This window comes from Aeromonas sp. QDB18, assembly GCF_027705325.1.
Taxonomy (GTDB): Bacteria; Pseudomonadota; Gammaproteobacteria; order Enterobacterales; family Aeromonadaceae; genus Aeromonas; species Aeromonas caviae.
The window spans coordinates 1-12,045 of the sequence record NZ_JAPDBQ010000132.1 but is presented as its reverse complement, the minus strand read 5'-3'; the positions used below and the strand labels follow the sequence as shown (position 1 = coordinate 12,045).

Below are 12,045 nucleotides of genomic sequence, written 5' to 3'. Positions count from 1 at the left end.
CCATGATCTCGCACCTCAGTAACTGTACGTAAGATCAGTATAGCTCGTGGTGACTGCTAATCATGGGTAATCAGGAACAAATTTGAAATCATCAAATCATGGATTAACGAAATTGATATGGTGAGCCCTACAGGCCAAGAAGTTAAAGAGGGCACATGGCTTGTTAAACTTCGATATTCACCTGAATTGTGGCTTGAGAAGAAGGCAGGCAAGATTCAAGGTGTCTCAATTGGTTGTCGTGGTGTTGTGAACCCCGAGACGGGAGAGATATCCCAAGTTTCTTTTAGTCCGGATTAATTAAAGATGAAGAAACAATTTAAAAGAAATCGCCTATTCTACTATCTAACTAAAAAAGAGGAGCTAAATGGACAATCAAGAAGTCATTGAATATTATCACAATGATAAAAAGCTAATCAATCGTTACTTTCTAATCAAACAAATCGCAAATAAATTAAAAGAAGGAAATGAATAATGTCTATTACTACCGAAAATCTAAACTACCTGGGAACTCTGGTTGCTAACAGCACCGCAGAACAGCCTGAGAAACATGAAATGCTTGCCTTCCTTGCAGAAATGGAAGATGCACAGAAAGAAATGGATAAGCTTTTGTTGACACTTGCTGTTATGTTTGATCAGAACGACATGCAAGAAATGGGCACTGAATGTCGCAAATTTATATTTAAATAAGAGGTGTAATGTCATTTAAAACTAAAGAATTCCATAAAAATAATAAAGGTTATGTGTACTGCTGTTTAGTGTCCCCATTAGAATCCGCCCCATATCTCAAGATTGGTTATTCCTGTCAGCCTGACCAGCGAGCCGAGCAACTCGAATCAAACTCAAAGTTATCCTGCAAGCTATTGGATGTTTGGGAGGCACAAAGCCAACCAGCAGCTAAGGCTTTGGAATATGAAATCCATCAAGCTCTTAAAGAATACTCTCTTGTCGGTGGTTATTGGAAGCGTGAGAGTTTTAGGCGTGGCGCTTACCGCTCTCTACAAGAATACGTGTTGCATTCTGGATTATCTCGGGTCTACAAGAATACAAAAATTATAATCGAATCCTGAAGGCTAATACAGTCTCTAATCCCCCTTAAATATAGCCTTAAAACCTCCTGTATCGCTCTATATCGCATTTCTTTGATATTGCCCAAGCAACCCTATTGCTTATGGTGAACTATTTAAAATAACGCATTATAGGAGGTTTCCTATTAAGTTTTAACTATAAATATAAGGAAAAATATGAGTATATTTTATGATGAAAATCACGACTTACCCGAGCAGGCATCAAAACATGAGAGCTTTAAAGGTAAGCAAGCATACCTGAAAAGACAGAACGGGCATTTAAATAGGCAAATAGAATACCATTGTCACAAAGAACTACCGATCATAATTGGTTATTATGGTTATTCTAAGAATGTTAAAGGCCATATCCATAATTTTGTAACGTGTGAAACAATTTGTTTACTAACAAACAGGGTGTTGCCCACTGATCACCCCTTTAGTGTTCTTGCTAAACGTCTTGTTTTGCAAGGCAGGTTGGAGCGAGTTTCATATTATTTGGGTTCGTATAAACCCTTAGATTCAGAACTTCAGGATAAGATTAAAAGCAAGCGTGAACAACGCCTACAACAACAATAAAAAATAAAATAGGAATATAAAATGACAGACCAAGTGATTTCAAAATTAGTTAACCAAGTCTCTTTCAAAATTGATAATAAGAGCTGGCGGGACGCTCAGAATAAGATTAAACGCCTTGCAGGAATGTGGCACAAGAGCAGCCAGGGATTTTCAAAGGCAATGGAGCAAGGCCGTAGGGCCTCTACTTTGCAAGCTAAGGCGACTGATCGACAGACACGGACAGAATTAAAGGCATATCGAAACCGAAAGACAACTATCAAGGCAGACCAAATCAGGCATGGGGATCTGATTAAAAGCAATATTGATTTTCGCAAGCAACTTCAGAAAACAAATTGGGAGTTTTTGAAAGGTAACATTAGTGCCAAAGAACGAGCCGCCAGCATTTCACAATTAACAAAACAATATAGGCAACTTAATAGCGCCGCAGGCCAGTACAACAAGCACAGTCGAAGCATGGGCGCGATCAAAGGGGTTAGCAGGGGCCTAGGTGCAGTGACCCGCCTCGGCGTAGCTGGTGCGGCTGCTGGGGTCGGCATCGGTGGATTCGTTGCACAGAACCAGTACAACAAAATCAAGGAACAAGGCCAAGATTTTGAAGGGATGAAAATTAGTTTTCAAAATACATTCGGAGACCGCTGGATCGAAATTAGCTCGATTGCTCGCAAGATCGCTGATGACGCTGGCGCCGATATTTTAGAGACTGGTAAAGCTCTAACGAACTATGTCAGCATTGTTAAATCGTTAGGGATAGAGACAGATCAGGCCATCGAACTGTATAAAAAACAAAGTAATATGACAGCCTCTTATGGCATGTCGAAAGATCAGGTTGCTGGTTTCCAGTATGGCCTTATGCAAACACTGGCATCTAATACCCTTGAAGATTTTAAACAGGCTATGGACTGGACACCGCAAATAAAAGCCGATTTGTTGAAGTTTGTAAAAGATACCATGGGAATTTCACAAAAAGAGTTCATGGGAAACCTCACAAACGGAAAATATAATTTTAAAGATATTTGGCTAAAGTTTGTTGAAGCTACAGCACCAAAATACGCACAGATGTCAGCCAAATTTAAATCTTCAAGCATGGCTAATGATAAACGAGTTGAAAATGAGCTAAGTATTGCAATTTATAGAATCTTTGAATCATCAGGGTTTAAATCTGCTATGCAAGCAGGGGCTGCAATTGTTTCAGATTGGGCAAAACTATTAGAATCAAATGCCTCGAAAATTGGAGAGATTTTTGGAAATCTCTATAGTATTGTTGGTGAGTTAAGCAAGCAGGGTTTTGAAGATCTTTCTAAGTGGCTTCAAGAGCTGACAGCGGAAGATATTAAAAATTACTTTAAGGACTTGAAATCAAGTGTCTCCGAGTTTTTGCAGGCTCTTAAATCATTGGCTGCCTTCATTAATGACGTATTACCTGATCGTTTTGTTTCCCACAAGCAATCTACATCTGTGCCTGAATCCCAACGCAAAAATTATGATGCGGATACTTATGGTAAGGTTTATGTGCAGAAGGAAAAGGAGCTATTGAATAGTGGTTTAGACCCCAATGCGGCAGCAAGGCAAGCAGAACAATTTGCATTGCAGCAAGCACTAAAGATCCCACAACCAACAATTCCGCAGAGTGCTATCTCTTTCAATGCTCGGGGTTCAAGCTTTAATGGTGGTGGTGTTCCATCTAATTTTTCAGGAAAATTAAATCTTAAAATTGACGCGCAGGTTAATAAAGACGAATTTAATAATTTTGTTGATTTTAAGATTCATGATAATAATATGATGCAATTAAATTTACTGGCTGAGTAAATTATATAATAATTTAAAAAATAAGCCAAATTTGGCTGTTGCCTATTGAATTTTTTGTAAAAAAATGGTAATATAGTATTATGAGTTGAATTAAGTAATAGAACTCAAGACGCTATTATCTTCGATTCATTTATAACTTCGATATAATTAATATGGGCTATCCTTCAGCAAGATAGCCATATATTTCTTTAAATACTTTAGTTTAGAGTATTTAAAGAAGAATAAGAGAATTGAGCCTCTTTTGTTCCTCCGTAAAACTAATTACTTTTGTTGTGATTGCGAGTTGCGATTTGAGTTTATTAGTCTCATAAGGCCGAGCTTAAAAACCTCGGCTTTATTAGTATGGATTGTGCAGTAACACAGCCTCATATTTTAATGTCTGAATTATTCTGTTAGATAAACTATTTTGATATCTAACAAAATCATTTAGCTTTACCTCACATTTTTGCTTTAATGGTTTCATTCCTCTCTTGTTATTTCCTTTAGTTTTATTCATTACTCCTCCTCCTTGGTGTATTTAAAAACGGCAGTCTGCAAAGGCTGCTTTTTTATTGCATAGCTATAGCCATATTTGGCTGAAATAATGAATTTAATTGAAAATAAATCAGGAAATTACAAACAAATAAAATTAATATCTGGCTATGCCTTTATTTATAAAGGGTTTAGCACAAATGTTATTTTAAATAAATAAAACAATTAAAATAATTAAATCAAATTTAAATATTGGGAGTCAACATGAAACCCGAAGACAAACAAAAGATCAGTAGCTTTTTGTATCCTAACAAAACATCAAAAGATGTTAAGAAGGCAGAATGCGATTCTAAGACATTTAATCCGCACCTTGCGGTTTGCCATTCAGAAAACCCTCCGGCAAATAACCGCACTCAACCAATTATCTTGAAAACAAAAGACGTCACTAAATCCGTTAGTTATGGTTATACAGATGCAGAAGTAAAAAAGGCGTTTACATCGTTCCTTCAAGATTCTGAAATGGTTGATGTTCTTTTTAATCAGTTCGTTTCAGATGCAGAAAGTTACAACGATATCATCACTATTTTAAACAATAGTGGATATTTGAAATCTTGATTGTTTTGAAACTAAATAAAAAATACAAATAATAATATAAGGAAAATAAAATGCTGAAAGGTATTGAACCACTGAGCCGCCGTGACGTACTGGCTTACTCCCTTGATTCAAATTGGGAAGTTATGACCGTTGAATTTGCCACTGCACCTACTATTGACCTCAAGCCGGGTGCTTGTGTTGATGCAAATGGAGCACTTGTTGTTACTGGCAGCACTGTTTGTTATGTGATTGCCGATGGCGTTGAAGCTGGTAACAAATATGCTGTTGTTTTCGACCGTCTGTGTGCATTGAAAAAAGAAAGCCTATATGCCACCGATAAAACAAAAGCACTCCAACTGATTAAAGCCGCAGACAAAATCCGTCTAGTTTAATAATAATAATCAATAGTGCCGTAAGGCACCGAGGCTGACGCCTCAATTAAGAATAGGAAAACACAACATGAATATTTCAGATTATAATTTTGTAGACTTCTCTGATGCTTTCGAGGATAGCGGCATTCGTAAACGACTCCTAACACAAATGGGGCTGTTTCAACCTTATGGCCATTCCTCTCCTAATTTCTCTTTTGATATTAATCTAGGTAATGACCAAAACAATGCTGATCCTGTTATGCGACATGGTAGCGACTGGGATTACACTGTGCGGTCTCTTGCGAAACTTCAGAATATGGAGCTGCCCCACTGGGCATTCCAAGATGCTGTTCGCCCCGCTATGTGGCAAGGCAAGCGCCGCCCTGGCTCTGCTGAACAAATGACTGCCGAAGATGTGATTGCCGATCTCGGCATGAATCAGCGCCTTAAACAGGGCCGAATTCAAGAGAAGTATTTCGCTGATTGTCTGTTTCATAACAACGTTAATGCAAAATATACTCAAGAAGAACAGGTAGATAACCAAGTTATTGTTGGTAAGAATCAACAAACTATGAATATTGACCTTGGTGATGCAACATCTGACCCTGACACATTTGTAATGAAGGTTCAGCGCACAATTAAAAAGGAACTAGGCGACCGTGCAGACTTCCTAACTAAAATTGTTTGCTTTGCTTCTCCTGATTACTTTGATGCTTTCCGCTCCCATCCTAAAGTCCGTGAAGTGATTCTGAATGGCGGTGTTGATGGTGCAGTTGTAGAGCACGTTATGGGTTCTTATGCTGAAATCGCTGCTGCTTATCAGATGTTTGTTTATGGTGGTGTGCTGTTTATCTGTGACGATTATGCAGATCACGGCATTGTTGCATATTCCGGTCGAAAATGAACACCTATTCCGGTTTAAAATGAACGCTGATTCCGGCTTGCGTGTACACCGATTCCGGACACCTCAGTGCACGTACTCTGATGTCAGATGAACCGTCCTGTTCCAACGTCTTGGATCCACAACTGCCGCGCTGCGCTTGGCTGCTGGCTTGTTCAGTGAGTCGAAAAGATGCCTCCCCTCAAAGCTCAGCTTCTGCTCGAAGAATCCCTGTCCGCATACTTTCCGGAAATGGTGTTCACAGATTCCGGAATCACTGTTCAACTTCACCGGAATACGCAATTGTAAACAACACAGCCTATTATGTGCCTGTGCTGGGTGCGCAATCTAAGGTTTATACCAAACACTATGGCCCCGCTGCTCGCCAGTTTGAACTTGCTAATGCAGGCCCCCAAGAGGTGTTTAGTTATATCGTCAGGGATAAATATAACATGGTTGATACCTGTACTGAATTTAGTATGTTGCCAATCAACCTCATGCCTAACGCTGTAGTTAAGTCAACTAATGCCTAATGAGGCTCCGAAAGGGCTTCAATTAATATAGATAACGGGGGACAATTTGATTTATTTTAGGTTGTCCCTTTCATTGTTGACTATATTGTTTTGTTGTTGGATATGGTTAGGCATATTCCAATTGTTTGGTTTTGTTTTGCCACCATTTATAATTTATATTATATATGCTTTGTTTGTAAAAGATTAAGGGGATATTATGACAATTAGAGTCACCGTTGAACAACTTACCAGCGAAGGCTGGGCTACTGTTACAAAAACAACCAGACTTGAAGATATTAAACGATTTATCAACCTGTCCAAACTTGCGGATATTATGGGGTTGAGTCGAGGCAAATTTCGATATCGTTATGAAAAAGATTGATAGTGTAAAATTAAAATTAAAATTGAATTATTGAAAGGCTATCTGTTATCAGGTGGCCTTTTCTTTTTGTGTATTAAAAGGTATTTAGACACATTAAATTCAATTTAAATCAATTAATTCGATTTAATTGTGAAATTTCCAATTGAGTCTGTTTGTGTTGGTTTAGCACAATACCATATTTACACAATACACCCCAAACCCCTCTGCAACCCTTGATACACAAGGCTTGCGCCATCCGTGGTTGTAACAATAAATATCCTTCTGATACCTCACCAATTTATTATTTGCTGTTAAATATGCTCTCTGTAAGCCTTTTATATACCGAAAAAAAGATTTTATTTATTCACTAATGATTCCGCAGTAGTCCACATCTCTTTTCCATTCTCTACGCCTGTAACCTTTGCTACACCCCCTAACATTTTAAAGTCTAATATTTGCACTTTTATATCTCTTGCTGCTGAAAAACACTGAGGCACGTATTCTAATACGCCTGAAGCTAACAATTCTGTTTGCTTGTCGAGTGCGGACTCTGATAAACAGAATACGCTATCTTCCTTAATGTAATTATCTCCTGAACTACTATATATCGAACTATCTTGTGAGTCTGGTATATTAGTTACGTCGTTTTTATCAGAGAAAAATCCAATCACTATAACTAAACCAATAAAGATCCAGAATATTTCTGATTTTAATATGGCTGAAGCTATCCTGAACGCAAACAAGAACATCATGCCAGCAACAATAACAGCTAAGAAAGTATCCATCATGCTTCCTTCGGGTTCCTTTTGAGTTTGACTTTATCAATAAGAGTGCCGTTAAGTACAGTAGTTTCCCCATTTTTCTTTATAAATGATAACTTTAAAATATCATAAGCATAAATAATCAATAAATTATGCAATAGCGCCTTACGGCAATTGTTATCCACAACAACAGACTTATCCACAATCACCCATCATTCATGGCTTTCAGCCTGTTCTGTCCTGCTTCTGCTCCTGCATGATCCCTCTATCTATCAATGTGTGCCACTAAACATACTGTAAACCATTGTTGTTATTGCTGTTTGTCTGTCTATGTGTGACACAGTGCAATCAAGGTGGCTCAATGAGCCACTACACATCCAGCAATGTCCTTGCTTCTTCCTGTTATCTCTAACAAGTGAACACCTCATAAAGTTGTTGGGTACAACCATATTGTTCATTCAATAACTATTCGGTTTTGTAGCACGTCTGTAGCTCACGTGTAGCACGTTAATCCCCCTGTGAGAGGGTAATTTTGTAACTTGTGAAACCATTAGGGGGTTGAAAAGTTGATATTGTCTAACACCACATAAATTGACCGAGTTCCGCCATTGTTGGCTCAAGCCGTATCACGTAAGGCTTGCAGGGTAGGGGGACTGATTAAGTAAGAGTACGGCGTGATTTTATATTCGCTTTCTGTGTCTTTTTAGTCGCCTGATTAAACGGTGTTTTAGATGGATTATTGGGGTAATTAGCGATATAATTCAGTTCATTACATGTGGTTTAAACCCATGTTGAAGGTGCTAAGTTACGTCTTATAGTGGAATAAATAAGCTGGTAGGGCCACCACTTGTTTTTGGAAATCAATAAGTTAGCTTCCTAACGCCCTTGGTCATCCACTTTGTGTGGACGACGAGGAGCTCATCGATGAATCTCTGGCTCAGTCCCCACGGCATCTGGTATTACCGGAAAGTCACCACGCTCCCCTGTGGTCGTCGTAAAGAGATCAAAAAATCCCTGCATACCCGAGACAAGCTGACGGCCCGTGCAGCTGTTGCGAAGCTGCTTGCCTGTGTGCGTTCCAGAGCTCAGCCAGTCGTGCAATCCGCAAGCGAGCCAGAGAACCCTCAACCTCAGCCGCACATCAAGCCTGCTGTTCCGGCGGCCAAACCGCTTGCTCCGCTGTTGTCGGTCTTGAGTGACCGCTATCTGAAAGAGAAGGCCCTCTCCTGGGCACCGAAAGAGCTCAGCAACCAGAAGAACTACATCGGCTGCTTCATCAAGGCGCTGGGTGATAGACCGGCTGCTGACTATGCGAAAGCGGATGTGGTCAAGTTCAAGGAGGACCTGCTGAACTCCGGCAAGAGTCCGACCACCATCAACAAGTATCTGCAGAAGCTCTCTCTGCTGTTTAACTGGCTGGCTAACCATCAGGATGGGGTCATCAACCATTTCGCCGGATTGAAGCTACAGCGAGCCAAAGAGGTGAACTCACGAAGTGGGTACACAGCGGAAGAACGTCACAAGTTTATCGGGTGGGCTAAGCAGCAAGAGCCCCACCGTAGGTGGATTGCTCTGCTGGGGCTGTTCACCGGGGCTCGTGCCAATGAGATCTGCCAGTTGTACGCAGATGATGTGCAACAGGTTGACGGTATATGGTGCCTGAATATTCGCAGTGGACGGCCAGACCAGAAACTCAAGACGGCCAACAGTGCTCGTCTCGTTCCTATCCATCGACACCTCATCCAGAGCGGTTTCATCGAGTTTGTGAAGGAGAGGATAGGGGGACGCCTCTTCCCTGAACTGCCACATCGCCAGGATGGATACAGCCACCTGTGGGGGCAGTGGTTTAGTCGCCATCGCCCCGTCGACAAGGACTTCCACAGCCTGCGGCATACCGTGGGGACAACACTCAAAGGTCACGGAGTGCCATTGCAGTATGCGGCGGCGATCTTGGGCCACACCAACGGGGCGATCAGCTATGACCGATATGGAGGGGATGTCTCGCTGGAGAAGCTCAAAGAGGTGATAGAGGCGGCCCTTTCATCCTTTGCTGATGCCGGATAGAGGGGAGGGATGGGTCTGCCGAGATGCTGAAATTTTGGCATTTTTAAGAACTTTTTCTACGAGATTTCATACAGAAAAAGTTCTATAAAATGCTGAAATTTCCGCAGATTGACTGCTTGGTTTGGGCCCTTTGCTTTTGTTGGCGGGGAAAGCAGGGAAATCAAAAACGGCAGAGGGGCCCGCAGGCCCCCCATTCGTTACACTGTGTAGTTAGCTCCTGGCTCAGGCCGCTGTTCCCGGCTTGGCGTTACGCTCATGTCCGCCATCTCGCTGTCGAGCAGGGTCAACCCGATGACGGTTGCCTTGCTGTTGTAGCGGGGGACAGCAAAGCCCTTCTCAATCAGCTTCTTCTTGAGGGCCAACTGCTTCATGGCCCATTCACCGTTCTGCTGTGCCCAGCGGCTGTAGACTGCATAGACCTCACTCATGGGCACTTTGGCCCCTGCTCTGGCCTGTGTGCACTCTTCCAGGAAGCAGCCGACCATATCCGACTCGGCACGGTAGGTCTCGACATCCTGCTTGAGGCGAGCAGGAATTGACGCCTTGAGTCTCTGCTCTTGCCACATCTGGCAGCCCTGGATGGCCCAATTCAGAATGCCGGGCATCTCGGCCCGCAGCTTCTCCATCAGCATGGGGTCCAGCTGTTCCTTCGTGAAGGAGGCATTGAAGGGCAGCATCAGCATCCGACGCCACATACCATTGCTGGTATCGCGGATCTCGGGCTTGTTGTTACCCACCATAACCAGAGAGAAGGATGGGCGGAACTCCATCTTTTTCTTGGCGTAGGGAGCACGAGCGACAATCACGTCATCCCCCGTCATGGCCTTCACCAAGTTCTCATCCATACGGGCCCCCTCTGGCAGCTCGTTGGCGACCACCAGACGTGCATCCACCAGCTTGGTCAGTGATGGATTCGGACCGGTATTGCCGTTGCGGTTGAACAGCAAGACGTTACTGTTGATCTGCCGACTGAACTCTCCCAGCAGCTGCTGAATGACCGACATGAAGGTACTCTTGCCGTTGCAGCCGCCCCCGTGGAGGAAGAACAGGAGCTGTTCGTCGGTACGGCCGGTGATCCAGTAGCCCACACAGCGTTGCAGGAAGGCCGCATACTCGGCATCACCACAGGTGATCTCGCCGATGAACTGCTCCCATCGCGGGCAGACAGCGGCTGGGTCATAGGCCACCGGGCTATGGTGGGTCATCATGAATGCCCGTCTCGGTGCCAACAGGCGACCCGACTTCAGGTCGATGACACCATTCGCCGTGCCCAACAGCATCGGATTGGCGTTCAGCTCGTGCAGTCTTGCCGTCATCATCGGCTTGGCCAGCTCCAGCATGTTCTGAATGCCTGCTCGGTTAAGGCTGCTTGAGCCGTGTCTGAGTACTGCATAGGCCCAAGACAGCTCCTCTTTCTTGCACGCCTGCTTGATCAACATCTGTCCGATTTCCTGGATCTCTTTACCCACGGTTTGAGCAAGGGTCATGGGCGTCAAGTCATTCTGGACCCAGTGAGTCCCATCGAAGTGGATAAAGCCACCTAACTCAGGGACGAACTTCAGGTTATGCCCGTGCATCTGCACGAACCGTTCAGCGTTGGCTGAATCGTTGAGCTCGTTTTCAAAGATGGCAGTACGTGGCATGACCTTGACTACTTCCGGCTGCTGATCATCGTCCTGAACGGCTTCGGCTTCGGCTTCGGCTTCGGCTTCGGCCAAAGGCTCAACCAGGGTGAATGCCGCCACCAGTTCGGTCAGAGGCAAGGGGTTGTCGCCATGCAGGTATTCGTCGATGTCCTTGACGCTATCCGGCAGCTTTACTTGGGTCAGTTTGAGACCGAGTTGGGCCACCTTTGAGCGGTACTTGTCGCCCGCGTCATCAGTGTCGAAGAAGGTGACAACATCACTGTCAGCCAGCTCACGCCCCAGCCACTCTAAGGAAGGTGCGAATAAGTCATATGGCACGAGAGCATTTACTGGTAACCCATTGATATTAAATGACTAAAATTTTCATTTTTTGTTCGTGGGATACTTGTTCGCACTTTCCCTAAGGGGATTCGCGAAAGATCTACAGAGTTTAGATTTAGCGAATTTAGCCCTCTTGAACTTGCTTTACCGCCAGTTGATGAGCAACACATCGTCGCCGCCTTCCTCGACCATGAAACAGCTCGGATAGACCGGCTGATTGCCCAGCAGCATCGGCTGATCGAGCTGCTGAAAGAGAAGCGGCAGGCGGTGATCTCCCACGCCGTCACCAAGGGCCTCAACCCCGATGCCCCCATGAAAGATTCCGGCGTCGAGTGGATTGGCCAAGTTCCCGAACATTGGCAGTGTGTACCATTTGGTTTGTTGGTATCACGTGCTGATTTGGGTGGAAACTATCTTGGTGGGCAAGAGGAAAACGGAATCCCATTTTTAAAAATGGGTAATTTAGGTCGAGGCTGTATTGTTCTTGATAAATTAGAGTGTTTAGAGGAAGGCTCTAGTTTTGACGACGCTCATCGACTAAGGAAGGTGCGAATAAGTCACCAAACATAAAAATGCGCCTTTGTAAGTATTTGAATTTAATAAACTAATTTTTTCAGT

General features: G+C 43.3%; 12 protein-coding genes. 9 read left to right on the top strand and 3 right to left on the bottom strand.

Going from position 1 to position 12,045, the window contains the following annotated elements:
* The first annotated feature begins 471 nt into the window (after positions 1-471).
* The 8 genes from OKC30_RS16645 to OKC30_RS16610 all read left to right on the top strand — a co-directional run bounded on the left by OKC30_RS16645 (position 472) and on the right by OKC30_RS16610 (position 6,656).
* A complete protein-coding gene (locus tag OKC30_RS16645; RefSeq protein WP_270809703.1) occupies positions 472-687 on the top strand; it encodes a hypothetical protein in 216 nt (71 codons plus the stop codon).
* Between the two features lie 8 nt (positions 688-695).
* A complete protein-coding gene (locus OKC30_RS16640) occupies positions 696-1,067 on the top strand; it encodes a GIY-YIG nuclease family protein (protein WP_270809702.1) in 372 nt (123 codons plus the stop codon).
* A gap of 174 nt (positions 1,068-1,241) precedes the next feature.
* Positions 1,242-1,640 (top strand): hypothetical protein, encoded by a 399-nt coding sequence (locus OKC30_RS16635; RefSeq protein WP_270809700.1) that lies wholly within the window; start codon positions 1,242-1,244, stop codon positions 1,638-1,640.
* Positions 1,641-1,661: 21 nt separating this feature from the next.
* The gene (locus tag OKC30_RS16630; protein ID WP_270809699.1) at positions 1,662-3,446 is read left to right on the top strand and encodes a hypothetical protein; all 1,785 of its coding nucleotides are present in this window, start codon (positions 1,662-1,664) and stop codon (positions 3,444-3,446) included.
* A gap of 735 nt (positions 3,447-4,181) precedes the next feature.
* A complete protein-coding gene (locus tag OKC30_RS16625) occupies positions 4,182-4,532 on the top strand; it encodes a hypothetical protein (protein ID WP_270809698.1) in 351 nt (116 codons plus the stop codon).
* 50 nt (positions 4,533-4,582) lie between these two features.
* Positions 4,583-4,903 (top strand): hypothetical protein, encoded by a 321-nt coding sequence (locus tag OKC30_RS16620; RefSeq protein WP_270809697.1) that lies wholly within the window; start codon positions 4,583-4,585, stop codon positions 4,901-4,903.
* Between the two features lie 67 nt (positions 4,904-4,970).
* A complete protein-coding gene (locus tag OKC30_RS16615) occupies positions 4,971-5,786 on the top strand; it encodes a major capsid protein (protein ID WP_270809696.1) in 816 nt (271 codons plus the stop codon).
* A gap of 705 nt (positions 5,787-6,491) precedes the next feature.
* Positions 6,492-6,656, top strand: coding sequence for a hypothetical protein (locus OKC30_RS16610; RefSeq protein WP_155395929.1), 165 nt, complete (start codon positions 6,492-6,494; stop codon positions 6,654-6,656).
* A gap of 335 nt (positions 6,657-6,991) precedes the next feature.
* On the opposite strand, the gene OKC30_RS16605 is transcribed toward OKC30_RS16610, so the two are convergent.
* A complete protein-coding gene (locus OKC30_RS16605; RefSeq protein WP_270670517.1) occupies positions 6,992-7,423 on the bottom strand; it encodes a hypothetical protein in 432 nt (143 codons plus the stop codon).
* 897 nt (positions 7,424-8,320) lie between these two features.
* Between OKC30_RS16605 and OKC30_RS16600 the strand changes: the two genes are divergently transcribed.
* Positions 8,321-9,460, top strand: a complete 1,140-nt coding sequence (locus tag OKC30_RS16600; RefSeq protein WP_210555843.1) for a site-specific integrase — start codon at positions 8,321-8,323, stop codon at positions 9,458-9,460.
* A gap of 197 nt (positions 9,461-9,657) precedes the next feature.
* Here OKC30_RS16600 and OKC30_RS16595 read toward each other — a convergent pair whose 3' ends face one another.
* Positions 9,658-11,310 carry a DNA primase family protein gene (locus OKC30_RS16595; RefSeq protein ID WP_270670377.1) on the bottom strand — a complete coding sequence of 551 codons (1,653 nt, stop codon included), beginning with the start codon at positions 11,308-11,310 and terminating at the stop codon, positions 9,658-9,660.
* A gap of 261 nt (positions 11,311-11,571) precedes the next feature.
* On the bottom strand, positions 11,572-11,772 hold the full coding sequence (locus OKC30_RS16590; protein ID WP_270666463.1) for a hypothetical protein: 201 nt from the start codon (positions 11,770-11,772) through the stop codon (positions 11,572-11,574).
* Positions 11,773-12,045: the final 273 nt, after the last annotated feature.